This window comes from Microcoleus sp. T3_B1, from assembly GCF_036700445.1.
GTDB lineage: Bacteria > Cyanobacteriota > Cyanobacteriia > Cyanobacteriales > Microcoleaceae > Microcoleus.
This window is the reverse complement of sequence record NZ_JAUBOX010000069.1, coordinates 18474-43409: the sequence shown is the minus strand read 5'-3', so window position 1 is coordinate 43409 and position 24936 is coordinate 18474. Positions and strand designations below refer to the sequence as shown.

At 43.5% G+C, this 24936-nt stretch carries 20 protein-coding genes and 1 pseudogene; 14 read left to right on the top strand and 7 right to left on the bottom strand.

From position 1 onward, the window contains the following. The 12 genes and pseudogenes from QT990_RS27190 to QT990_RS27135 form a co-directional block, all read left to right on the top strand. A pseudogene (locus QT990_RS27190) lies at positions 1 to 395 on the top strand (UDP-glucose 4-epimerase GalE); the annotation flags it as partial. 97 nt (positions 396 to 492) lie between these two features. Next, positions 493 to 1416: an alpha-1,2-fucosyltransferase gene (locus QT990_RS27185; protein ID WP_333306727.1), complete on the top strand. Its 924-nt coding sequence runs from the start codon at positions 493 to 495 to the stop codon at positions 1414 to 1416. 254 nt (positions 1417 to 1670) lie between these two features. Beyond that, entirely contained in the window at positions 1671 to 2507 is an 837-nt protein-coding gene (locus tag QT990_RS27180; RefSeq protein ID WP_333144825.1) for a hypothetical protein, read from the top strand. Positions 2508 to 2787: 280 nt separating this feature from the next. Then, positions 2788 to 3939 (top strand): glycosyltransferase family 4 protein, encoded by a 1152-nt coding sequence (locus tag QT990_RS27175; protein WP_333144826.1) that lies wholly within the window; start codon positions 2788 to 2790, stop codon positions 3937 to 3939. Positions 3940 to 4032: 93 nt separating this feature from the next. Then, entirely contained in the window at positions 4033 to 6036 is a 2004-nt protein-coding gene (locus QT990_RS27170; protein WP_333144827.1) for an ABC transporter ATP-binding protein, read from the top strand. Positions 6037 to 6155: 119 nt separating this feature from the next. Then, the gene (locus QT990_RS27165; RefSeq protein ID WP_333465964.1) at positions 6156 to 7397 is read left to right on the top strand and encodes a glycosyltransferase family 4 protein; all 1242 of its coding nucleotides are present in this window, start codon (positions 6156 to 6158) and stop codon (positions 7395 to 7397) included. A 144-nt stretch (positions 7398 to 7541) separates the two neighbouring features. After that, positions 7542 to 8492, top strand: coding sequence for a glycosyltransferase family 10 domain-containing protein (locus QT990_RS27160; protein ID WP_333465963.1), 951 nt, complete (start codon positions 7542 to 7544; stop codon positions 8490 to 8492). Positions 8493 to 8503: 11 nt separating this feature from the next. After that, the gene (locus tag QT990_RS27155; protein ID WP_333144830.1) at positions 8504 to 9616 is read left to right on the top strand and encodes a formylglycine-generating enzyme family protein; all 1113 of its coding nucleotides are present in this window, start codon (positions 8504 to 8506) and stop codon (positions 9614 to 9616) included. A 97-nt stretch (positions 9617 to 9713) separates the two neighbouring features. Then, positions 9714 to 10688 (top strand): Npun_R2821/Npun_R2822 family protein, encoded by a 975-nt coding sequence (locus QT990_RS27150; RefSeq protein WP_333465962.1) that lies wholly within the window; start codon positions 9714 to 9716, stop codon positions 10686 to 10688. Next, positions 10685 to 11557, top strand: a complete 873-nt coding sequence (locus QT990_RS27145; protein ID WP_333465961.1) for an Npun_R2821/Npun_R2822 family protein — start codon at positions 10685 to 10687, stop codon at positions 11555 to 11557. The genes QT990_RS27150 and QT990_RS27145 overlap by 4 nt, the downstream gene beginning before the upstream one ends. A 12-nt stretch (positions 11558 to 11569) precedes the next feature. After that, positions 11570 to 12016, top strand: coding sequence for a hypothetical protein (locus tag QT990_RS27140; protein ID WP_333465960.1), 447 nt, complete (start codon positions 11570 to 11572; stop codon positions 12014 to 12016). 43 nt (positions 12017 to 12059) lie between these two features. After that, positions 12060 to 13958, top strand: a complete 1899-nt coding sequence (locus QT990_RS27135) for an Npun_R2821/Npun_R2822 family protein (RefSeq protein ID WP_333465959.1) — start codon at positions 12060 to 12062, stop codon at positions 13956 to 13958. Between the two features lie 135 nt (positions 13959 to 14093). On the opposite strand, the gene QT990_RS27130 is transcribed toward QT990_RS27135, so the two are convergent. The 4 genes from QT990_RS27130 to QT990_RS27115 form a co-directional block, all read right to left on the bottom strand. Next, positions 14094 to 15044 (bottom strand): NAD-dependent epimerase/dehydratase family protein, encoded by a 951-nt coding sequence (locus QT990_RS27130; RefSeq protein WP_333144835.1) that lies wholly within the window; start codon positions 15042 to 15044, stop codon positions 14094 to 14096. A gap of 190 nt (positions 15045 to 15234) precedes the next feature. Next, complete coding sequence (locus QT990_RS27125) at positions 15235 to 15609, bottom strand: hypothetical protein (protein ID WP_333047934.1); 375 nt, start codon at positions 15607 to 15609, stop codon at positions 15235 to 15237. A gap of 162 nt (positions 15610 to 15771) precedes the next feature. After that, a complete protein-coding gene (locus QT990_RS27120) occupies positions 15772 to 17448 on the bottom strand; it encodes an AarF/ABC1/UbiB kinase family protein (RefSeq protein WP_333144836.1) in 1677 nt (558 codons plus the stop codon). A gap of 484 nt (positions 17449 to 17932) precedes the next feature. After that, the gene (locus QT990_RS27115) at positions 17933 to 19090 is read right to left on the bottom strand and encodes a DegT/DnrJ/EryC1/StrS family aminotransferase (RefSeq protein WP_333408618.1); all 1158 of its coding nucleotides are present in this window, start codon (positions 19088 to 19090) and stop codon (positions 17933 to 17935) included. A 127-nt stretch (positions 19091 to 19217) separates the two neighbouring features. Here QT990_RS27115 and QT990_RS27110 point away from each other — a divergent pair, with 127 nt between their 5' ends. Further along, positions 19218 to 19997, top strand: a complete 780-nt coding sequence (locus tag QT990_RS27110; RefSeq protein ID WP_333408619.1) for an ABC transporter permease — start codon at positions 19218 to 19220, stop codon at positions 19995 to 19997. A gap of 180 nt (positions 19998 to 20177) precedes the next feature. Further along, positions 20178 to 20819: a Uma2 family endonuclease gene (locus QT990_RS27105; protein ID WP_333144840.1), complete on the top strand. Its 642-nt coding sequence runs from the start codon at positions 20178 to 20180 to the stop codon at positions 20817 to 20819. A gap of 113 nt (positions 20820 to 20932) precedes the next feature. On the opposite strand, the gene QT990_RS27100 is transcribed toward QT990_RS27105, so the two are convergent. From QT990_RS27100 to QT990_RS27090, 3 genes are all read right to left on the bottom strand, one after another. Beyond that, positions 20933 to 21706, bottom strand: a complete 774-nt coding sequence (locus QT990_RS27100) for a hypothetical protein (protein WP_333144841.1) — start codon at positions 21704 to 21706, stop codon at positions 20933 to 20935. After that, the gene (locus QT990_RS27095) at positions 21699 to 22835 is read right to left on the bottom strand and encodes an AAA family ATPase (RefSeq protein ID WP_333144842.1); all 1137 of its coding nucleotides are present in this window, start codon (positions 22833 to 22835) and stop codon (positions 21699 to 21701) included. Before QT990_RS27095 ends, QT990_RS27100 begins: the two co-directional genes overlap by 8 nt. Before the next feature lie 169 nt (positions 22836 to 23004). Beyond that, complete coding sequence (locus QT990_RS27090; RefSeq protein WP_333144843.1) at positions 23005 to 24894, bottom strand: hypothetical protein; 1890 nt, start codon at positions 24892 to 24894, stop codon at positions 23005 to 23007. Between the last annotated feature and the right edge of the window lie 42 nt (positions 24895 to 24936).

Here is a 24936-nt window from a genome sequence, read left to right as displayed (position 1 = left end):
TTGTTCGCGGCTTTGGGTAAACGAGATTCGATCGCGATTTTTGGCACGGATTACGAGACTCCTGACGGTACTTGCATTCGGGATTACATTCACGTTAACGATTTGGCATCTGGTCACATTTTAGGATTAGTATATTTGCTAAATGGTGGCAAATCTGATTTCTTTAATTTGGGCAATGGCGGCGCGTTTTCGGTGAAAGAGGTGATAGAAACGGCTCGTCAAGTGACGGGAAAAGAGATTAAGGCGGTTTCGTGCGGCGTCCGGGAGACCCACCTGCTTTGGTTGGCAGCAGCGAGAAAGCCATCAAAACCTTGGGCTGGTCTCCTGAATATCCCGACATTAAGAACATTATCTCCCATGCTTGGCAGTGGCACCAAAAACGCCACAACTCTTAGTCTGTAAGGTGCAGCGCACCTTACCATTACAGCAAAGTTTGATTGAATTCTTGTGGGGAGTAGGGGTTGGGCGTCCCGCCCGCCCCCAAAATACAATATGCTAATAATATCTGCTAAATCGGGACAACTGGGCAACCGACTGCTGCTTTTTGCTAATTTCATCGCTTGGGCGATCGAGCATAATTTGACTGTTCTCAATCCTGCTTTTGACGAATATGCAGAATTCTTTGTGGGAACCGCAGGGGATTTTTTGTGTTGTTATCCTCCTCCATATTTTACCGCAGCAGGTAACAAGTTTGTCAGAAGGAAATATTATAATTTTATTAAGTATTTAAGCAAACAAAAAATATTAAAAACGCAAGAAATAACCCGAAAACAACCTTTTAGTTGGCTCAAATATCAGGAGATCGAACAAATCAAGCAGGGTTCAATTGTTTTTTTTCAAGGCTGGCTATTTCGAGATGGCTGGTTTGTAGAAGATATCCCCTATTTACACAAGTACGCCGACCCGATTAGAGCATACTTTGCACCATTAGAGCGATATAGAATCAATGTAGATCGTTTGATATTGACTTTAAAAAATAACTCTGATATCCTAGTCGGAATTCACATCCGCCAAGGGGATTATGTTCAGCATCAAAAGGGTAGATACTTTTACACAAGTGAGCAATATTTAGAAGTCATGAATTATGTGATGAGGCTATTTGAAGGCAAAAAAATAAACTTTTTGATTTGTTCTAATGTTTCGCAAAATCCGAGTTTTTTTGACGATTTTAACTGTGGATTTGGCAGCGGTCATTTAATTGAAGATATGTATGCTTTGGCTGAGTGCGACTATGTTGTCGGGCCGCCTAGCAGTTATACTATGTGGGCTTCTTTTTATGGAGATAAACCTCTTTATATGATCCGCGATGTCAATAAAACAATTAACCTGAAAGATTTTGTACATTTTTATGAATGGCAAGGAATTTTTCACGGTCGAGATGACTGGAGTGAGAGCTTTTGGGAGTGGACACACTGAGGGAAATATAGCATTTCTCAGTAACATGAGGTACCCGACGTGCATGGGGCATAGGCCTCCGTGGGCATACCTCACCACGCTTGAGAACCGCTATAGCAATCCTAAATGATTCGTGTAATTCTTGTAGGGGCAAAACCCACGCCCGGTTGCCCCGCCTTGACTGGGGTAGGCACGGGGAGTAGGGGTAGCACTACCCCTACATATTTTTACAAATGATTTAGGATTGCTATATAAGTAAATCAATAAGTAAATTAATGAATTCAAATAAATTAGCAGTCAAGGGATTTATCACTATTTTAACTGGTCTTTACTCTTTCCAGGATTGCGTTCATTTTCTGGCGTCTGTCAGGAAGTTTCACCGGGAACCCATTATTATTTTAATAGATAGAGTTCCTCTAATTTTATATCCTTTACTTCACGTGTTCGGAAATGTCATATTGAAACCTGCGCCCTCTAATGAAAATCCTGTTTTAGCGTCGCGGCTAGCTAAGCTGGCTTTGTACGGGGAATCTCTGTTTGAGAAAACTATTTATATGGATTGTGATATTTGTTTGCTGTCGCCAATAGATGAGGTGTTTGATTTTCTTGATGGGGTGGATTTGTTGGTGACGGAAGATGTGCAGCCTGCGATTGCTAAAGCGGCAAATTTATTAAGAGTCAAGCAGGATATTCTGTCAACTTTGCAGTCGGTCGGGTTGCCGCTAAATGAAAATAGCATTCAATACAATGGCGGATTTATCGCTTTTACGAAAAGCAGTAAAACTCAGGAATTGTTTACAAACTTTAAGAAATATTTCGAGATGGTAGTGGCGCATCAAAATGTGCTACTGTTAAAAGACCAGGGCGCTTTTGCGGCTGCTGTGGAATCGGTGAAACCGAAAATGACAACTTTGTCCCCGGTTTACAACTACTTAGATAAGTGGAAAGATGTTTATACGATCGACAAACCGATTAAAGTAATGCACTGCACTTATCCTTACCGCCCTCAATACGCGAAGAACGTGACGCGATCGCTCTTTACTAGAATAGTCGATCGCACGGCTCAAATATTTTTACCAAATCAACTTAACAATCCCTGGCGTTTAAAATAATTAAAGTTTGTTGGCCAACTGCATCAAAAGCAACAAAATTCAGCCCACCATAAAAAAAATTAGCCTCAACATATCCGAAAATTTACCTATAAGAATTATTGCTGGCTTGAATAACAGTCCTGGGTGCATCACTGGTTGATTTTTACCAAAAGACGCGTTGCTGTCCTTTCCCCTGGTTAAAAACCCGGTTGCTTTGGTCGGGAGTGCGTGAGTCCCTATCGCCTTGACAAAAGCTCGGTTAAGCAGGAAAATTAAACAAATGTTTTAAACAAAATACTCAGTGAAAGTTTCATTAGTAGTGAGCGATTTGTCAGGAGGAGGTGCAATTCGTGCTTTTTTATTAGCTCAAGTCTTGATAGAGCTTAAATGTGATGTAGAAGTAGTGGGATTTCAGTTTGGCAAGGACTTGTATGCTATTCCTCCCAGAGACATCCCCGTATGTGCGATACCAGCTCAAAATTATCCGGGGTTTTTGATGGATGCTCAAAAACTTTGGAAAAAAATAGATGGGGATATTATTTATGCAGTCAAACCTAAACCGACAAGCTTTGGGTTATCGCTGCTAAAAAAACTGGCGAGTCGCCACTTTATAATTTTAGATATAGACGACTGGGAACTGAGCTGGTACGGGGGAGATGAATGGCAATACCGTCCCTCTTTCAAACAACTTTATCGAGATATTTTTAAACACAATGGTCAATTGAGAGAACCCGATAATCCCCTCTATCTCAAGTGGATGGAAAGTCTCATTCACCGTGCGGATGCAGTCACCGTTGATACTGAGTTTTTAAAACAGCGTTTTGGTGGTGTATATTTGCCTAATGGTAAGGATACTGCAATGTTCGACCCTGCTAAATACAATCCTGAATTGAGCAGACAGCGTTACGGCTTGTCCGGGTATAGAATCTTAATGTTCCCCGGTGCGCCGCGACCTCACAAAGGTGTTGAGGATGTTTTGATGGCCCTCGAACAGTTAAATGAACCCGATTTAAAATTAGCGATCGTCGGCGGGAGTCCTTATGATGATTATGATGATAAACTTGTGAAACAATGGGGGCGTTGGATTATTAAACTGCCAAGGTTTCCAGTGGAGATGATGCCGTCGGTTGTAGCGGCGGCTCATGTTGTCGTTGTTCCTCAGCGAGAAACTCTCACAGCCGTGGCTCAGTTTCCGCTCAAGCTGACAGATGGCATGGCAATGGCTAAGCCTGTTTTGTCTACGCGAGTGGGGGATATTCCAGAAATTTTAGGAGGAACGGGTTATTTAGTCGATCCTAGTTCTCCCGCTCAAATTTCACAAAAAATTCAATGGATATTTCAAAATTTTACAGTGGCTAATTTACAAGGAATGAAAGCTCGGGAAAAATGTGTAAAAGAATATAGTATTGAAGCAATGAAACCGATACTTTCAGATATAATCGCAGGTATGTAAATGTTATTTAAAAAAAAACTCACGGGAGGAAGAAAAGCTGGCTGTTATTAAAGAATATTTTGAGATGCCGTACTGTTTAGCTGGGAATGCTTCATGTCTGCCAATAAGCTACTCCTAAAATTTGCCAGACGATATCCCGGCAGGATTCTCTTAACTGTGATGCTGGGCTTTTCTGGCGCTTTATTCAACGGTATCAGCACTACTCTGATTGTACCAGTGCTTTTAAGTTTTTTAGAGCACGCTATCGAGCTGCGTGGTGCTCCACCTCTAATTAAAACTTTGATGTATCCCTTTGAGGGAATGCCCGAAAATCAGCGTTTAATGTTGATGACCGGGGCGGTTGTGCTGGCAATTTTCTTAAAAAATGTTGCGAGTTATATCAATACTTTAGTAGCTACTTCTCTGACGCGCTCTCTGACTTTTGATTTGCGAGAAGCAGGTTTGCGGTTGTTGTTAGAAGTAGATTTAGATTTTTACTCGAAAACTAAAGTCGGGGATTTAATTAATAGATTGGGCGGAGAGATTGGTCGGACTGCTAGTGCAGTTGGTACGGCCATCGGAATGTTTACTACGTCAATCACCGTTTTGGTGTTTGTGGGTCTGCTACTTTCTATCTCGTGGAAACTGACGGTGACAGCTACACTTTTGCTGGCCTTAGTTGCTTGGGCAAATCAATATATTATTAACCGTTCCAAGTATTTTGGCTACCTGCTTTCTGAAATGTCGAAAGATTATTCGGTTAGGGTGTTGGAAACGATTACTGGGATTCGGCTGGTCAAGTCAACGGGGAACGAGGAAAGGGAGTATCAGCGGATCAAGCATTTAATTCAAAGGCGAGAACAAGCGGATTTTCAGGCTCAGGTAAATTATGCGGCGATCGCCCCAATTAACGAAGTTGTTAATTTAATAGTTGTAATTTTGATTGTATTTATAGGTCGCACAATATTTGCTAATGAGATAGAGTCTATTTCGACAATTTTATTAACCTACTTATTGGTACTTTTTAGGTTAATTCCTTTAATTTCTCAGTTGAATAGCGGGCGCAGTCAATTTGCTAATACGTCGGCTAGTGTAGAGGTGGTTAATGATTTTTTGAGCTGCGAGGACAAGCCATTTATGCTGAACGGTTCTGTGCCTTACACTCATTTGCGATCGGGAATTCATTTTAATAAAATATCTTTTAGTTATCCTAACCACAAAAATTTAGTTTTGCAAGGAATTGATTTATTTCTACCTCACGGTACTACTTTGGCTTTGGTAGGAACTTCGGGTTCGGGCAAGTCAACTTTGGCAGATTTACTGCCGAGATTTTACGATCCTACTGAAGGTCATATCTCGCTAGATGGCAGGGATTTGCGCGAATTTGAGCTGAAAAGTCTCAGGCAAGCGATGGGTATTGTTAGCCAAGATACGTTTTTATTTAATGCTTCAGTGCGGGAAAATATTGCTTATGCTAAACCCCAAGCGACTGAGGAAGAAATTGTGGAAGCGGCGAAGGGGGCGAATGCTTACGAGTTTATCCAACTATTGCCGGAGGGGTTGGATACTCAAATTGGCGATCGGGGCGTGATCTTATCGGGAGGGCAGCGTCAGAGAATTTCAATTGCTAGAGCCCTGCTGCAAAATCCGGAAATCTTAATTTTAGATGAGGCAACGAGTTCGCTGGATACGGTTTCGGAAAGGTACGTGCAAGCGGCGATCGAGAAATTGAGCTGCGATCGCACAACGTTGGTAATTGCCCACCGCCTCTCCACAGTCCAAAAAGCCCACAAAATCGCCGTGATCGATCGCGGACAAGTAGTAGAAATGGGTTCCCACGAAGAATTGCTAGCCAAAGGAGGGTACTACACTCGCTTGTATTCAGTGCAATTTGCCGAAGAAACCGCTCGCGATGAAGCTCTAATTAGAGGTTCTTACGAAATTCGCACTCGCCTGACTCCCATGATAGCTTACCTCAAATTGCTCGTAGATGAAATGGTAGACTCTCCCGAAGAAAGAGACGAGTTAATCAGAGAATCATTTCACTCGGCTGCTAATATTTTCACTACTTTAGAATTTATAGAAAATACTATTAAGCGTCAGGCTGTTAAAAAGTAGTCAGTTGGCAGTTGGCAGTTGGCAGTTGGCAGTTGTCAGTTGGCAGTTGTCAACAGTCAACAGTCAACAGTCTGCACAGTCAACAATTACTAATTACCAATTACTAACTACCAATTACCATGTCCAAATATTATGTATTTTTTACCCGAAATATCTTGCCGCAACCCAATGTAGCGAGCTTAGTTCAAGTTGCACACTCTGCAAATGCCGCAGCAAATCTCGGTTTACCAGCAGTTTTGGTATATCTCCGCAAAGGCTGGAGTGCTTTGAATCCGGTTGATTTGCTTTTTCCTTTTCAACCCCGGAAACCCGATGACAAACTTGCCACAATTTACAATATTCAAGATAAATTAAAAGTAGCAGATTTACCGATGCCGTGGCCGATCGACTTTTGGGACAGCAAGTGGACGAGTTCCAGTACAATAGTATCAAAATACTATTTACCGATTCACCTGCTTAAATCCACTAAAATTGTCCACACCCGCGACTGGAACTTTGTCAAAGCAGCAGTTAAAAACGGAATTCCCGCTATCTACGAACAGCACCACCATGAAAACAAGCAATTTGAATCAGAAATTGTCCGCAATCCTCTGTTTCAGATTTCCGTAACTGTTGCAGATACAGTCCGAGACAGCATGATTAAGAATGGAATGCCGTCGGAAAAAGTAATTACGCTGCACAACGGTTTTAACCATTTGTTTCTCGCCCGACAAACAGAAGCAGCCCAGAATTGGCGAAAGCAATTATTAGAAGATGACAGACAGCATTTAGCAGTTTATGCAGGGGGACTTTACCCGTTTAAAGGTGTTGATATGTTGGTGGATGTGGCTAAGGAATTGCCACTGGTTCAATTTGCGATCGCGGGCGGTGATTCATCCCAAGTAACAGCATACCAGCAGTTAGCCAAATCCCAGCAAGTTAACAACATTAAATTTCTCGGCTACCTGCCTCAAAATCAACTGGCTAGCTTGCTGCAAGCAGCCGATGTTTTGACTCATCCTCACTGTTTGACAGAGGCCGCGACGTTCACATCTCCTTTAAAATTCTTTGATTACATGGCATCGGGAACTCCGATTGTGGCGACGGAGATTGCATCTTTAATGGAATTTAAATCGGGAAATATAGCAGCAACTTGGTGCGAACCGGATAACCCGCACCAGTTCGCGCAAAGCATTCGAGATTGTTTAACCAAATACCCGAGGAAAAGCGAAGGCTATGCAGAAACAATGGATTTTGTCAAGCAATTTTCCTGGGAAAATAGGATACAGAAAATTATGGGTTATGTAGATGAGCAAGTGCGATATCCGATAATTCAAAATTCAGTAGGGGCGGGTTTTACAAACAATCATCGCCTCAAATAAACAATCTCATAAACCCGCCCTGCCCACACGCAAAAACCACATTTATTATCAGTAGGGGCGGGTTTTACAAACAATCATCGCCTCAAATTAATAATCTCATAAACCCGCCCCGCCCACACGCAAAAACCCGATTTATTATTAGATATGAACCCAAAAATTATCGGTACAATCACCACATACCCAGGCATGAACCAAAGCGACTGGCTGTGGCAACAAACCCCCCACAACTTCGGCAAATGGGGAAACATTCAAATGCTAGCCAGCCACCCAGAACCCGACTTTTTACTCATGTATCAATTCGACTTTCCCCAACCGCATAAAAAGCAATCGTGGCTCGATAAAATACGTCGCTACAGGCATCAAAACCAAGAAAACGACTTTCAAGAAAAATTGCGCGGCGTCCCCCAGGAACGGATAATTTACCTAATCCGCGAGCCACCATTACCAGAAGTTATTGAAATTACCAAAGCCAACTACGAACAAGCCAAATTTTATTGCGGTTACGTTTCCGGGCCAGACGATTTCGCACCAAAACCCGATTATATGCCCGCGATTTGGTATCACTCTAACTCGTTTCGAGAACTAGATGAAATGCCTGCGCCACTAAAAACTAAATCCTGTTCTTGGATTACTTCAGGTGTTAGCCGCAGCGCCAATCACCGCCAGAGATTAGACTTTATCAAATTGCTGCAATCAGAAGAATTGGATTTTGACCTTTACGGGCGAAACTTGCCAACTTGGGCGCGCGGGAACGGGACTGTCAACAATAAATGGCACGCCGTGGCACCATACTATTACAACTTAGCTATTGAAAATTATGCCGAAAACGATTGGTATGTCAGCGAGAAGCTTTGGGATGCTTTGTTAGCTTGGTGTTTGCCGATTTATTACGGCGGTTCGGCGGCGGATAAATTGTTGCCGGCGGGGAGTTTTCTGAGGCTGCCGAGTTTGGATGAGAAAGGAGTAGAATTTATTAAAGAGGTTGTAGCTACTGCGGATTATTGGCATGAAGCGAGGGATAAAATTGCTGAAGCTAGACAAATCATTCTCCACGAATTGAACCTGCTTAATTGGCTGTCTAACTTTGTATCTTAGGAAATAGCGCAATGACAGAAAACCAAAATCAACCCAGAGAATACGATGCCGTCAAGGGCGGTGAATCTCAAGTGCCATTCGCTGCGGCTGTTTTAGGCGGGATTCCCGGTGTTAAGAGTCGTTTGGCTTCACCGATTGTCGAGGTGAAAATTGCTGCACTGTCTGAAGCGCTCAAATATGGAGATGCAGGTTTAGATTTAATAATTGGGACACTGCAAGATGAATCAATGAAGGTGAAGTTGGCTGCATACTTCCTCCTGCAAAAGATAGAAGATTTAAAGGAAAAGTTGCATTTACCAAACAATTTGCCTATCTTTGAGTTTGATGTCATCACAGTTGATCCTAAAGGAACAGAAAACAGTCGTAATACGTCCTCTGCTCGCTTCTTCCCAGAAGACTTAGGTAACGGAGTTATGCTGGAAATGGTTTATATTTCAGGTGGCACATTTATAATGGGTTCGCCAGTAACAGAGAAACTTATAGATGATTTTGCAAGGCCGCAGCATGAAGTCACAGTACCGGCTTTTTATGCAGGCAAATATCCCATCACCCAAGCACAGTGGCAAGCAGTGATGGGAAACCAACCCTCCTATTTCAAAAGTGAAAAACTTCCTGTAGAACAAGTATCCTGGAATGATGCCGTCGAATTCTGTAGCAAACTATCGCAAAAAACCGGGAAAAAGTATCGCCTCCTGAGTGAAGCAGAATGGGAATACGCCTGTCGAGCCGGCACAACAACCCCATTTCATTTTGGGGAAACTATTACATTCAATCTAGCGAATTACAAGCAAAATGAGTTCTGTCGTGTTCCAAAATCGCCAGTTAACCGTCGAAAAACAACTAATGTCGGGAGTTTTCCTCCGAATGCTTTTGGACTTTACGATATGCACGGGAACGTTTGTGAATGGTGCAGTGATAGGCGGCACAGTAGCTACATCGACGCGCCTTCTGACGGGAGTTCTTGGGAAACTGGTACAGATGATAACCGAGTTCTGCGTGGTGGTTCCTGGGAAGATGAGGCTCCCTATTGCCGTAGCATGAGTCGTTATTGGTATTTGGCAGGTGAGGGTCACAGATACTGGGGTTTTCGTGTAGCTTGTTCTTTGGATATTCCTATTTCCTAGCCTCCCCCCGATCGCCCTCCTCTACCATTTTACTAAATGATTCGGCGGTTGAAACCGCTTCTACACAAACAAAGTCCGCCTACGCGGACTAATAGATATGAATGGAATTTGCACGCTTGCCAACGATACAGTTTACGACCAACTAATTGCCTTGCTCAACAGTATTGAAGTTATCTTAGGCTCAAATACTCCTGTCTGTATTTATCCTTTCGACGACCAAATAGAGCAAATCAAAGCTGAAATTGTTAACCGTCCCAACGTCTTTATTTATGAAGATAGCGCATCTATTCAGCGATGGGACAAATTCATGCTAGCAGCCGCACCCGATCGTTTGAATCGCCAAAAATTCCGGCTTTACGGCGCACACCGGCGCTTTTGCGCTTTCGACGGCCCGTTTGAAAAGTTTATCTACATGGATGCCGATACTTTGGTGATGAATTCCCTTGATGCGGTTTTTCAGAAGTTAGAGAAATCAGATTTTGTGGTTTATGATTTTCAATTTCTATCCCCAACTAAAGTATACAATATTCACTCACCAAAACTCCTCGAAGTTTTTGAGCCAAATCGGATCGACTCGGAAATATTTTGTTCGGGATTTTATGCCAGCAAGCAAGGATTGTTTGAGCAAAACACTAGGGAATGGCTGTTAGCTCAACTGCAATCGGGCGAGGCGGAAATGCTGTATGAAGGTGCGGGAGAACAGCCGTTGCTCAATTATATGGTGATGAAAACGGGGATGAATAGCTATAATTTTGCTTACAGCCTCCCGGATGGCGAAAAAACTGGGTGTAGCGTCACTTCTAAACATTTTGAAGAGCAAGATAGAATTTTGTACGACAAGGGAAACCGACTTACTTACATTCATTATATTGGTGTGCCGCCGGATTTAATTCGGAGAGTTTGTGCGGGCGAAAATATTGAGTTTCCATATCGCGATTTGTTCCTGCATTACCGCTATCTCCGGGAACCGTCCAAGCGTCCGATTTTTGCCCAAGCGCCAAAGTCTTATACTGAGGTTTGTGCGCCGAATTTGTTAACAAGGGTATTGAGAAGGTTGAGGATAAATGTATGAATCGCGGTATTTATATTGTTGCGAATGATAAAGTGCTCGAAAGTGCGATCGCCCTTTTAAACAGCATACGTCTGTACAATTGTCAAGTACCAATTTTTCTGATTCCCTTCGACGACAATTATCAGCAAGTCGCAGCCGCACTCAGCAGTCTCCACGGGGTGCGATTGTTCCCAAATCTGGAGTTTGTGGAACAGTTTACCAGAGAAATTGGCCAAATGTTCGATCGCAACTTTTTAGCCCTCCCCAACAAAATGCGAAAACTCGCCGCCTGGTTTGGCCCCCTCGATGAATTTCTGTACATCGATACCGATATCATCGTCTTTGAAGACATCGCAGCCAACTTAAACAAACTATCAGAAGTAGACTTTTTTTGCTGCGACTACCACCACCTCAGCGAAAAACTGCGAAATGTATTTTCACCCGCTGTAAAAGAACAGAATATCTTTACCGACTCACAGCTTCAAGATGTATTCAACAGCGGTTTTTGGGCTTCCAGAAAAGGAAATATTACAGAATCGCAAATGTATGAAATTTTGCGAGAATGTTCGCAGCATCGAGAATATTTTGACTTTACTCAAAATGTCACAGACCAACCTATACTAAATTATATTACTCTTAAGCTGATTCCCAAGCGCTGCAACCTTGTTAAAGCTTCACCAAGCGAACCTGGAAGCTGGGCTGGTTCCAAACATTTTCAAGAAATAGATTATGTTCTTTATGACAAAGGCAAAAGGTTAAAATATATTCACTGGGCGGGAATACCAATTAAATCGGGTAGTCCTTATTGGCAACTTTGGAAACATTATCGTTATCTCAATGAGGAACAACCAAATTTAGTGCAAAAAATATTTCGGGTTTTCAGTAGGTGAGGATAAAATCATATGTGGTATCATGATCAACCAGCTTTGCAGAACAGGCAAGATGCCTGTTCCACAATTCATAATTTTGGGGGTGCTTTTGACACCCGACAAGCTTTGAATAACAGGCAAGATGCCTGTTCCACAATTCATAAATTCGGGGGTTTTTCTGACAGCCAACAAGCTGTGAATAACAGGCAAGATGCCTGTTCCACAATTCATAAATTTTCTTGTGTTTTTGACACTAAACAAGCTTTGGAGAACAGGCAAGATGCCTGTTCCACAATTCATAAATTCGGGGGTTTTTCTGACAGCCAACAAGCTTTGAATAACAGGCAAGATGCCTGTTCCACAATTCATAAATTTTGGCGTTTTTCTGACAGCCAACAAGCTTTGAATAACAGGCAAGATGCCTGTTCCACAATCAATAAATTTTATTTCTTGTGGTGTGGGCATCTTGCCCGCACCTAAAAAGCAATATATATGCGCTGGGTTACTTATTAACTAAAAAACTATGGCTGACGGCATTTATATTCTGGCAAACGATGTTGTTTTCGACCACTTAGTCGCTTTATTAAACAGCCTCGAAGTCAATGGGGCAAAAGATATTCCAGTTTGCATCATTCCCTATGATGACAGAATCACAAAAGTGCGAGTAGAAATTGCAACTCGTCCTCATGTCAGCCTGTTTGAAAATAGCGATTCCATCCATTTCTGGGAAGACTTTGCGACTCAAGTTTGGAAAACTCATGCAAAAGCTCAAAAAGTATGGAAATCTAAAGGTTTGAAACCTGTTCAATGTTTGGAGATGCACCGAAAATTATGTTGTTTCGACGGCCCTTTTGATAAATTTATCTATTTTGACGCAGACACTCTGTTAATGGGTTCTCTAGATTATATTTATCAAAAACTAGATGAATTTGATTGGGTAGCCAACGATTTTCAATACAAATCCGACCTCAATTATATATTTGATTTGTCCTCCGCCAAATTACCTCACATTTTCAATATTGACGAACTGCCATCTCATACTTTTTGTGCGGGTTGGTTTGCGTCAAAAGCCGGGGTTTTTAATCGAAATAATGCTTCTCTATTTTTAGAAAAATTAACATTAGGAGAAGCGGAAATTATGTCTTTGCGGGGCGCTGACCAATCTTTACTTAACTATTTAGTTGCCCGCAGCAAAATATCTTTTTACAACTTTGCATATACTCAACCCGAACAGGTGACGGGGAATCATTGGTCTTCTCAATTTGATGTGATAGATTATGTTCTATATGACAAAGGACTGCGGCTTACTTATTTGCATTACATGAGTATTTCGGCTGCAAAGTTTACTCGATTGTGTGCTGGTGAAGATGTGGAGATTCCCTACCGAGATGTATTTCTGCATTACCGTTATTTGAAGTCGCCGGAAAAATGCCCCAAACTCACATCCCCAAGTTTGCTAGTGCGCGGATACAGAAATGCCAAAACCTTTGTCAGGCAAAAAAATATCAACTTTAGGTATAGATTGGCAAATACAGAAATGAATATTTTCCGAAAAGCTGGCCGAAAAATTCGCAGTTTACAACTCGAAAAAAAAGTTTACCAACAGTATTACAAAATTATGATGGACTTGCGGACAAGCCTTCTAGGCGTTCGCTTAACTTCAATTCGGCGTCCGTCTGTGGCTAACAGAAGTAAAATATCTCTAGCTATTACCCATTTTAACCGTTCTAGTTTGGTTGTAGGGGCATTGTGCAATGCTTTGTATGACGATCGGATTGATGATATTATTATTTACGATGATGCTTCCTCCCCCGAAGAGTTTTCTAGGATGCAAGCAAATATAGCAAACTTGTCACCTAAGATTTCTATCTGCAGAGGTGAGCAAAATTTTGGTGCGTATAAAAGCAAAATTATGGCGATTTCCCACTGCAAAAATGAGTGGGCAATTATTCTTGACTCTGACAATGCCTTGAGCGAAACTTATGTCGATAGACTATACCACATAACTGCATGGAATCCCAACCTAATTTACTGTCCGACATCCGCAAATCCCTACTTTAATTTTAAATTATTTTCGGACACAGAAATCAATCTTGAAAAAGCACGAGAATTAATTCTAAATAATCCCAATCCTAAATTATTTCGCAATTTTATTAATGATGGAAACTACTTCGTCAATGTACAGAAATACCTGGATTGTGCCGAGGATAATCAAGATATTTGCGTGCAAGCTTCCGATGTCGCCGCTTTCAATTATTTGTGGTTAAAAAGTGGCGCCAGCTTGTATGCTGTGAGTAATTTAAGTTATTATCATCGGCTACATTCAGGCAGTTATTGGCTAAGTACAATGACTGATTCTAAAAAAGTTTTGAATAAAATTATCGAAGCCATTACTACTCACAACAAGTGCGATTTTTTCTAAAATATAATGCTATAATCGCAGCATTTCGATTGCAGATAAACCTCAAAAGTTGGCGAATTCAAAAAATCAACAATGTTCAATTTAAGTTGCGGAATTTCTGGGATAGATAGCATCTAACTGTACTCTAACTGTACTCTAACTGTACACAGACTGAATCCACTCCCATTCGCGCCTTAATCCTTCTTCTAAAGCAACCTGTGGCTGATAACCTAAGATTTTCTGGGCTTTAGACACATCCGCGCTAGTGTGCCGCGCGTCTCCCCTCGCAGCTTCGGTAAAATCTATCCGAATAGGTCGATCGACAATCCTCTCTATTGTATCAATAACTTCTTTCAAAACTACCCGACTTCCCCCACCAATATTAAAAACTTCCCCCGCAGCTTCCGCAACCTCAGCCGCCGCTAAATTCGCCGCAACGCAATCGCTGATAAACGTAAAATCCCGCGTTTGCAATCCGTCGCCGAAAATTGAAATCGCCTCGTCAAACAAAATCGACTTAAAAAACTTGTGAAAAGCCATATCGGGGCGCTGTCTCGGCCCGTAAACAGTAAAATAGCGCAGGGAAGTAGTGGGAACGCCAAAATTTTTGTAATAAAGTCCGCACAAACGTTCACCGGCTAATTTCGTAATTCCGTAGGGAGAAACCGGCTGCGGACAAGCATTTTCATTCGTGGGAAAAGATTCAGCATTGCCGTAAATTGAAGAAGAAGAAGCATAGACAAACTTTTGCAATCTTGGCGCATCTTTGGCCGCTTCTAACAATACTTGAGTGCTGTTAATATTGCGTTCGGTATAGCTGCGAAAACCATCGCCCCAGCTAGCACGAACTCCTGCTTGCGCCGCCAGATGAAATATTACCTTCGCATCAGATAAAAGACCTCGCCAATTTACAGACAAAATATCGCCTTCCACCAATTCAAAACCCGGATACCTTTCAAATCGTGCAATATTCTTGCGCTTGAGATCCGGATCGTAATAATCGTTGAACTCATCAACACCGATCACCGTCTCCCCTCGATTTAAAAGAGTTTCTACTAAATTAGAGCCAATAAATCCCGCCGCACCCGTAACAATTAAAATACTCATTCGATTTTAGATTTTAGATTTTAGATTTTATTTTTAAAAAAATACACAAATTATTGCCTAAGTTGTCATCTTCTTCTTTCTCTTCCTCTGCGTACTCTGCGTTCTCTGCGGTTCAAAAAGCATCAAATAGGATAATCATAGATAACTATCAACCCCCTTGCTTCTCACAAAAGAGGTTGATAGTTAACTTTCATTGTTCAAAAGAATCTAAATCCAGCGCTTGGGAACCTCCGCGTTCTAACTCGATCAAAAGCTTACCTAGCTGAGTCCAAACTAGCCAGCCCGTGAGTACCGTCAGTGGCAAAGCTAGGGCATAACAAAGTAGTTTTGGGAAGCCAAAAATCTCCATCCCAGAAGCTAAAAATACGCAAATTCCGCCAGCCATTCCCAGAAAAGGTATGACCAATTGCAGCCTTGGCAGGTTAGCCAAGGTGCGAGTAGAACGATTTTTAGACCACTGTTGTACCGATTGTTTGAGAGTTGCTTCAAATGCTACGCCGGAAGCCATACCTGCTAGTAATCCAGCCGACATTAAAAAATAGGGAGGTTCTGGAAAATAATACACGAATAATTCCTTAATTGGGGGAAGGGGGAATGGGGAATTGGGCATGGGGCATGGGGCATTGGCCCGCGCAGGGCATTGGGTATGGGGAATTAGTTATTAGAACCAACAACTAACAACCAACAAATAACCAATGACTAATGACTAATGACCAATGACTAATGACTAAAATCGAGTTAGCGCGGCTGCTCCTGCTGTGGAAAACTCCGTCAAAGCGCCTAGAGCAACGTTGAACAGGCGACCGGGCTGCAAATCTTCCTTGACTAAGTTCCACAGGCTGCGAACTTCTTCGGTGTGGATTCGATCGTCCTCAATCAAAGCTAACATTAGCTGGCGTCTCAAAAACGACCCTTCCTCGGACAGCAAAAATTGCAAGCCTAGTTGTGCTGTGGGGAGCAAGTCGAAACTGCGATCCGATCGGGCGATCGCGATCATGTCCTCTAACCTGTTCCACTGGAATTTGCCATCTTTGAATAATACCTCAATCAGACGCCGCCGCAGTGCCGGAGATTCTCCGTTCAACAAACGCCGCGCTACATAAGGATACGCCACCTCGACTATCTTGAAATTCGGATTCAGCGTCAGGGCCAAACCTTCTTCTGTGACCAGAGAGCGAATAATTAAGGCAAATTTCGCCGGCACCCGGAAAGGATAATCGTACATCAACTCCGAAAACTGGTCTGTAATCGTCTTGAAGTTAAAATCTGACACCTTTTCGCCGACGATATCACCCAGTACAGATTCCAACGCCGGGACGATCGGCATAATATCTGTATCTGGAGTCAAAAAGCCAAGTTTGACAAAATCCTTGGCTAATTGTAAGTAATCTTTGTTGATCAAATGAACGACAGAATCAACCAAAGTTTCTTTAGTTGTTTCTTCCATCTGATCCATCATCCCAAAATCAATGTAAGCCATGCGGCCGTCCGCTAAGGCAAACAGATTTCCCGGATGGGGGTCAGCGTGAAAAAATCCGTGTTCCAGCAACTGTCGCAAACCGCTGCGGACTCCGACTTCAATTAAACTATCGGTATCCAAACCTGCGGCTTTAACACTTGCCATATCTGTCAGCTTGATGCCGTCAATCCATTCGAGAGTCAGAACGCAGTTTGAAGTATAACGCCAGTAAATACTCGGAACTTTTACTGTCGGGTCGTCGGCAAAATTTGTAGCAAATTTCTCGGCGTTGCGGCCTTCATTGATATAATCAATTTCCTCGAACAATTTGATACCAAATTCATCGACGATCAAACAAAGGTCGTGACCGAGATTCAGCGGCAACAAGGGGCCCAACCATCCAGCGGCCCAGCGCATTAAGTAAAGGTCAAGGCTCAAGACTGGCAGCAAATTCGGTCGCTGAACCTTGACTGCTACTGCTTCCCCGGTGAGGAGGCGAGCTCGGTAGACTTGACCGAGACTTGCCGCGGCGACAGGTTCGGGGGAGATTTCGCTGTAGGTTTCGCTAATTTTGCGATCGAGTTGCGCTTCAATAATCTCGAAAGCGCGCACCGAGTCAAACGGCGGCAATTGATCCTGAAGTTTGATCAATTCTTCAAGAAAGTCTTTGCGGATCAAATCCGGTCTGGTAGAAAGGGCTTGGCCGACTTTAATGAAAGTTGGGCCCAAGCGAGTGAGTATTTGTCGCAGGTGGGCGGCCCGTTCCGGCTGGTGTGCTGCGACTTCGTGCTGCCAACTGTCCCACAGCATCCCTAGCACAAAGCCCGCAAAAGACCAAATAACGGTAATTGCGCGCCAAATTGCTTTCCAAGGACGGTTGCGGTAATACTGAGCGATCGCTTGTGGATCGTAGCGTCTAGCCTGAGTGAATTGATACTGAGGCACTCGTTTATTTTCCTCTTATCTTCTGAAAATTACAGGTTAAATTGAGAATTGGGCATCGGCCATCGGGCATCGGGCATCGGGCATCGGGCATCGGGCATCGGGCATCGGGCATCAGGCATCGGGCATCGGGGATTAGAAGTCGAAAGTTCCAACATTCTTTATTCTTTATTCTTCCTTCTTCCCTCTTCCCTCTTCCTGAAATCCGTTACCTCCGTTACATCCGTCGAGCGAATCCGTTGCCGAACTTCCTTTTTCATCATTGACCGATCGCATTTCAAGTTTTAGGCGAGCGGAAAATGCACCCGTTCGAGGCGGATTGCTAGCCTAAATTTGTTTCTTTTCATTAAATATAGTACATAAAAGTACAAGTGATCAGTCAAAATACTTAACAGCTCTCCCTGACCGCTGCACATTCTCACAGCAATGCAACCCTGCAATTCTTTTCTCCTCCTGCATTTCCCTCGCTGATGCCATCGCGCCAAAGCTACCGGATGCGATCGCCCTTTGCCAAGCAATCTTTCAGACCATAAATCGTCCGCTCTTGTTGATCCCTCGACAGTTCCGGGAACATCGGCAAAGACAAGACTTCGCGACAAACTTGCTCAGCCTGTGGCAATTGACCGACAGAATAGCCCAAAGATTTGTAAACAGGTTGCAGGTGCAAAGGTAACGGATAGTAAACCATCGAACCGATGCCAGCTTCCTGCAACTGAGCCCGCACCGAGTCCCGGAAATTGCCAGAGGGATTTTGCGCGTCTTCTGGACTTGTCAGCCGGATCGTGTATTGATTCCAAACTCCTTTTGCTTCGGGCAATTCTTTGGGGAGGGCAACTCCGGGCACGCGGGAGAGAAATTCGCTGTAAAGTGTCGCTTTCTCCTGCCGCTGGGCGTTCCAACTGTCGAGATATCGCAATTTAATGCTGAGAATCACCGCTTGCAGGGCATCTAAACGGCTGTTGTAGCCGATTTCTTCGTAGAAATACCTAGAAGACTGTCCGTGTTCTTTGAGCACTCGCATCGAAGCTGCGAGGGCTGGATCGTTTGTCGTCACCGCGCCACCGTCACCGCAAGCGCCTAAATTTTTGGTCGGATAAAAACTGAAGCAGCCGACATGGCCGATGCTGCCGACTTTTCGAGACTGCCACTGGGCCCCGACAGATTGGGCGCAATCTTCAATTACGGCTAAATTGTGCCGAGTCGCAATTTCCATCAACCGAGTCATGTCTACCGGTTGGCCGAAGATGTGCACTGGCATAATTGCCTTGGTTTTTTCGGTAATTGCCGCTTCGAGGAGTTCGACATCCAGATTAAAAGTCTCGCTGTCAATATCGACAAATACTGGAGTCGCACCGACGGCGCTAATTGTCTCAGCCGAGGCAAAAAAAGTAAAAGGAGTGGTAATCACTTCATCGCCGGGGCCAATTTTGAGAGCACGCAAAGCCAAAATCAGGGCATCGGTGCCGGAGTTGCAGCCAACGCACTCGGAAACGCCGATGTAGTCGGCGAACTCTCGTTCAAAACTCTTCACGGCCGGGCCGCCTACGTAGCCGCCAGAGGCAAGCACTTTTTGCACCGCAGCGGTTATCTCGTCGCCAATCTGCGCGTATTGGCGGGTTAAGTCGAGGGGGGGAACATTATTCACTCTTCACACCATAAATTTCAAGCATTATCAAAGCAAATTCTTGCAGCAAAACTGTTTCCCAGAAACGTTTATTCAAATATCTTATATTTGGACAGGCAAACAATCACGTTATCGAAAGGGTAGGCCGGTGTTAATTCTGCTAGATTTTACAGATTTGGGTTGGGCTTTGGGGATGGTGGCGATCGCGATCGGGCTTTCGGCGTGGCAGAAATTGGGATTGGAGGGGGCGATCGCGATCGCCGCAGGGCGCACCCTGATCCAGCTAATCTTAGTCGGGTACGTGCTCGCAGTCGTATTTGACCCGGAGGGGAAAAATCCTTGGCTGGTTTTAGCAGTTTTAGCAATCATGCTGACAACAGCTAGCATGGTTGCCAGCAACCGCATCAGCAAAAAAATCAAGAACTTACTGCCCTTAGTTTGGGGTTCAATTTTTATCAGTACGGCCTTGACTCTCGCCTATACAAACTTGCTAATTTTGCAACCTGACCCTTGGTACGAACCGCAATACCTGATTCCTTTAGCGGGTATGATTTTGGGCAATGCCATGAACTCCGGGGCGATCGCGGGCGAAAGACTTGTCAGTACAGTTAATAGCAGCCAGTTAGAAATAGAAACCCATTTAAGTTTAGGTTCCACGCCGCAGCAAGCAGTAAAGCAGTACCGCAAAGATGCCATCAAAGCTGGATTAATCCCACTATTAAATACAATGACGGTGGTAGGAATCGTAACTTTACCCGGAATGATGACAGGTCAAATGCTGAGCGGTGTCAGTCCTCTCGATGCAGCATCTTACCAGATTTTAATTATGTTTGTGTTAGCGCTGGCAACTGTAATCGCAACTCTGCTGTTGACTGAGGGATTGTCCCGGAAATTTTTTAATCAAGATGCACAATTGATCAAATGGTAATTGGGAATTGGGCATTGGGAATTGGCCAAACAGGGCATTGGGAATTGATAATATAATGTAGGTAGGAACTTGTATGTGGCAGTATTTTTATGAACAGGCAAGATGCCTGTTCCACAAAGAGTGAGTTATCTTGTGGGGTGGGCTTCTAGCCCGCCCTAGCCATCACTAAGGAGAATAACCATGATTCAAACAGCAACTAAAACGCTAACTTTTGAAGAATTTGCGGAATGGAAGCCAGAAAACGGACGTTATGAACTGCACAATGGAGAGATTGTTGAAATGTCACAGCCATTAGGAGACCATGAAGAAGTTATCGGTTTTTTAGCCTCAGAGTTAACTGCTGAGTTTAGAAAGGTAAAACTTCCGTACTTCATCCCCAAACAAGCATTAGTTAAGCCACTGGAAAACGAATCAGCTTATTCGCCCGATCTTCCGATATTAAATCGCCCCAACTTAGCGTCAGAACCTATGTGGAAAAAATTCTCAACCGTGACTCAAGGCGCATCAATTCCGCTGGTTATTGAAGTAGTTAGCACGAATTGGCAAGATGACTACATCAAAAAAGTAGGCGAATACGAACTAATTGGGATTCCTGAATACTGGATTGTGGATTATCTCGGTTTGGGCGGCCGTAGGTTTATCGGGAATCCCAAGCAACCAACGATATCGGTTTATCAGTTGGTTGATGGCGAGTATGAGGTGAGTTTGTTTCGGGGAAATGATAGGATTGAGTCGCCAACTTTTCCAGAGTTGAATTTGACGGCTAAACAAGTTTTTCAAGCTGGATTGACGGGGGATGAAATTGCTGGGGATACCGATTAGTTTTGAAGGAACAGGACTTAGGGAAGAAGTGATTTTACGCCCTACCCATAGCGGTAAGGCGCGCATTGCAAACCTGCAAGATAGAGGTTATGCGTAAATCCTGAGTTACTCTTTTACTCAGATAAAAGAATAGGAATTAATCGTTCCTCGATTTCATCAATATAGGCTGTTAAGCCTGTATAAACACCCTTTTTTCGTAGAAATTCCACAGGCGTGTCTTCCCAGCACTGTTGTTCGCGTTCCATCTTGCCACCTGTTAGCTTTTCGACAACAACTTTAGGATTTCTAATGCGATCGGGTTCTGTCAATGAGTTAGAGCGTAGTCTGTGTGACTCCTCGCAAGGATTAAACGTCAATTCGGTCATTATCTCTTGAAGAATTTGTTTTTCCTGTTGATTAGATGGAATAAACCCATTTAAAACCCAAGCTTCCCGCATTCTGTCGGCTGTACCCATAATAATTTCTAATTTAGGTTGTCGTTCGATTTGTTCTGAACGTGCTTGCTCAATACCTTCTCTTCGCTGAGGTTGATTGTCTAAATCGCGGATCAGGAGAACTGCTTTAATCTGTCGTGTTTTTTGAATAAATCGTACTAAATTAATAATTTTTATAGCTGCTGCACCATCAGCTTTTAAGGCTCCATCTTTACGATGACCTAAATACCTTGGAGGACGAAATCCTAAGCTTTGTTGGAAATTATCTATAATTTGATTAATATTTTTCCAGCAAGAATTCTCCGTGCCAGCTTCTAAACCACTCCATTGAAATAGATGTTGCAGCATCTCAGGTTCTAACCAATCAATTTTTTCTACTAAAACGCGATCGGCTAATCTAGTAGCGGTTCGTGCGTCTGCACTACTTTCTACAATCACCACAAACTCAATCATTTATTTCTCCTGCAACCACCCAATCTTCTCCCTCAGCATCCCAGAATTCTCCAGTGGTTAAAGTTTGTTTTGCCCATTCTACATCAGGATGTTCATCCAATCGTTTGCAACGAGTCACACCTGAATAGTTGTTACTTAATACATGAACTTGAGAAGGAAGAAGTTCATCCACAATGTAAGGAGAATGGGTAGAAAAAATAATTTGCAGATTGCTGTTGTATTGAAGAATTTCCTTGAAAACAGCGATTAATTCTCGTTGCGCTTTGGGATGGAGTCCCTGTTCAACATCATCTAATAACACTAAATTAGGTTGATTGGGATTCATCAAAACAGTCAGTAATCCGAGAGCGAGCATTGTGCCTTCGCTAATGGCATGGGCTGGTATGCGCTTACCAGTATTCATGTCTAGGACAACTTCTTGCCCTGCAATTTCCTGACTTTCTTCGTAGGAGATAGATTTGCCATCGACTTCGATTAAGCGTTGGCGATTGACCATAACTTTAGCTCGCCTTACCCCTACCTCGCGGACACCTGGTACAATCCGTTTCAACATTTTCTGTAAAGATTGAAATTTATCTGGATCTTCGTCACGAAGATAGTCTAAGGTAGGTGCTAACCCTGAACCATCGAACTCAACTCGCGGTGTAATTGCATCACTGTAAGCTGCTTTAGCAAGATTAGTAGCTACGAGCTTAAGATGAACTGCGTTTCTCAAAGATTGCTGAATTGGCTCTTCCGTAGTCATTAAGGAAGTTTCAGACATTACTTTCCTATATTCCTGGTTTTTATCTGCCTTCCATAATGCTGTAAACTCCCACATCTGATTAACGTTTCGTCTCCACTCATAGGAAGCTTCCCAATTATTTATATCTGGGTTTTTCCAAAAACCACTTGCAGTAACAGACATATTATCTTGCCCAATTGTTGTAATAAATTGAGGCTCTTTTTCATGCTGAAAAATCTTGTCAAATGATGAATTAGCAAGCCGACTGAGATAATGCACTGCTTGCAAAACTGATGTTTTACCCGAACTGTTTTGTCCTACGAGTGCGTGTAGGCGTGAACTATCTAAACTAAGTTCTGTATCTTTATGACTTTTGAAGTTATGAAGTTTGACCTTTTCTAGCATTTGATTGCTAATATTATTTTATACAGTTTGATTGCCGAGCTTGTAGTGTGTGTTCGGATGTTCTAAGTTGTTAGCGCGCATTTAATTGTAACAATCATGTTTCTTGAAACAATGAGTGGGGCGTTGCTCCTAGCCCGCCCCAAAAACTAAAATTAAATGCCGTAACAGCTTACTTCGGTTCGTGACTCCCAATCCGCTTGCCTTCGCCATCGTACACCTGCATCGGGATTTGGGCGTTTTCGGCGATCGCCTCCAAAGCTTTTTGCAATGTTTGAACGTGCTTTTCTACAGCTTGGCGAGACTTCACAGCATTGTTGTTGTTTGCTTGAATGAAAGTTTGTTGCAGTTTCTGCACGTAACCTGGAGTCATCTGCACCGCAATCAAATCTTTGCTAACAGTATAGTCGCAAATCTTGGGGTTGCCTTTGCAAGTTCTATCTAAATCGGTGCGGGCTTTTTGCAGGTTCCTTTCTTCCTGCAACTTTACTTCTGCTTGCTGCAATGAAGTTTTGTAGGAAGCGATCAGCGGTTGGGCTTTCTGAGAATAGGCAGTTGCCGCCGGCACTTGCTCCGCGTAACTCAAAGCTCTTCGCCAGGATTCTGATGCTTTAAACCAGGCGTTTTTGCCCTCAAAAATTCGAGCTTCCGCTGCTAAAGTCACAGCTTGAGTATAGGCATTTTCCGAAATTCCTTCGACATTTTTGCGCTCGCGAGCTTCTGAAAGTTTGGTTTCGTATTTGGGAACTAGCAGTTTAGCTTGTTGGTAAGATGTCGTGCCCGTGGGAATTTCTGATAGGATTGCGAGGGATTCTTCCCAACCTGCTTGCACTTGATCCCAAGTCTCGGCAGTAGTCGCTACTGCTTCGCGAGCTTCTGCTATTTGGGCTGTATTTTTGGCCGCGAGCAGCGTTTTTTCGGCTTTTTTCTCTGTGCTTAACTGCCGATTTCCTGTTGCTACATTCTTCCGGTATTCCTTCGTTTTTCTCTGAGCAAATGGATACACTGGGCTGTCTGTGGGGATTTCTCCGAGTTCGGCGATCGCACTTTGCCACAGAGCTTGCGCTTCCTGCCCGTCCTCGGCAGAATAAGGCGGATTTTGGGTTTTCTGGGCTGCTGACTGTGCGAGGCGCGCTGCATCGATCGCAGAGTTTAAATTCTGATTTTGCGAACGGTAGCTTTCCAGAGCGCTTTGAGCTTCACCGCGATGAATTGACCATGAGGGAATCGGTTCCAAAAGGGCGATCGCCTGTTTTAACTGTCGCTGCGCTTCTTGGGGGCTGTTGGCAACTTTTGACGTTTTCAGCGTCTTCGTCGAATTCTCGCTCAACTGTTTGGCATTAGCTAAAGCACTACATCCTCCGATGACGCAGGGCCGGCTCAGCATATAATAACCGCCTGCCAAAATTAGCGCCGCCATGCTGACCATTCCTGCTGCAGCCAGCATCGCCAACGGTGAATGCTTAGGTTTTTGGGCAACTGTTACCGCTTCCATATCCAGCGGATTGAAGGGATTGTCTGCAATATCTGCCGGGATTGCTTGCACGCTGAAGGCGATCGGCTCGGAATTGCTGGAACTCTCAGACAAATTGGGAAAATATTCTTCATCCCACGCATCTTTCCCATCCGTTTCTAACGGTATCTCCTCCTCTACATCCGCCGTCTCGACCACATTTTCTGTTAAGACTATCCCGGTTTCTTCGGCAGGGGGATTCTCGGTTTTTTTGAACAACAGCACTGCTTTTGGTCTTGACAAAACAGGGTTGTGCATGGTAAAAGAATGGAAAGCATAAGGCTGTTTTTGCCCGGTAATTTTTAGGCAAAGTCCAATCTGTTGAATAGATTCGGGTTCTATTTCGAGAATTGCTGCTTCTAGCACCGCAAAAGTCGGTTTGGCTTTGAGAACTACACTGCGCGGGTGTTCTCCCACAACCGTTAAAGATTCATCTCGAAAATCACAACTAATATAAAGCGGTAAGTTTTTAAATCCGGCTGCTTGCAAGTGTTGCTGCAATTTAACTTCTAGAATTTGTGCGTTGCTTTGTCGCGTTGCTGCTGTCATATTTTCTCCTCTGTCTAATCTCACCACTTTCGATTTTAGATT

Coding starts and splice junctions, on each gene's coding strand:
- QT990_RS27185 (WP_333306727.1), top strand. CDS start 493: ATGCTAATAATATCTGCTAAATCGGGACAACTGGGCAACCGACTGCTG.
- QT990_RS27180 (WP_333144825.1), top strand. CDS start 1,671: ATGAATTCAAATAAATTAGCAGTCAAGGGATTTATCACTATTTTAACT.
- QT990_RS27170 (WP_333144827.1), top strand. CDS start 4,033: ATGTCTGCCAATAAGCTACTCCTAAAATTTGCCAGACGATATCCCGGC.
- QT990_RS27165 (WP_333465964.1), top strand. CDS start 6,156: ATGTCCAAATATTATGTATTTTTTACCCGAAATATCTTGCCGCAACCC.
- QT990_RS27160 (WP_333465963.1), top strand. CDS start 7,542: ATGAACCCAAAAATTATCGGTACAATCACCACATACCCAGGCATGAAC.
- QT990_RS27155 (WP_333144830.1), top strand. CDS start 8,504: ATGACAGAAAACCAAAATCAACCCAGAGAATACGATGCCGTCAAGGGC.
- QT990_RS27150 (WP_333465962.1), top strand. CDS start 9,714: ATGAATGGAATTTGCACGCTTGCCAACGATACAGTTTACGACCAACTA.
- QT990_RS27145 (WP_333465961.1), top strand. CDS start 10,685: ATGAATCGCGGTATTTATATTGTTGCGAATGATAAAGTGCTCGAAAGT.
- QT990_RS27140 (WP_333465960.1), top strand. CDS start 11,570: ATGTGGTATCATGATCAACCAGCTTTGCAGAACAGGCAAGATGCCTGT.
- QT990_RS27135 (WP_333465959.1), top strand. CDS start 12,060: ATGGCTGACGGCATTTATATTCTGGCAAACGATGTTGTTTTCGACCAC.
- QT990_RS27130 (WP_333144835.1), bottom strand. CDS start 15,044: ATGAGTATTTTAATTGTTACGGGTGCGGCGGGATTTATTGGCTCTAAT.
- QT990_RS27105 (WP_333144840.1), top strand. CDS start 20,178: ATGATTCAAACAGCAACTAAAACGCTAACTTTTGAAGAATTTGCGGAA.
- QT990_RS27100 (WP_333144841.1), bottom strand. CDS start 21,706: ATGATTGAGTTTGTGGTGATTGTAGAAAGTAGTGCAGACGCACGAACC.
- QT990_RS27095 (WP_333144842.1), bottom strand. CDS start 22,835: ATGCTAGAAAAGGTCAAACTTCATAACTTCAAAAGTCATAAAGATACA.
- QT990_RS27090 (WP_333144843.1), bottom strand. CDS start 24,894: ATGACAGCAGCAACGCGACAAAGCAACGCACAAATTCTAGAAGTTAAA.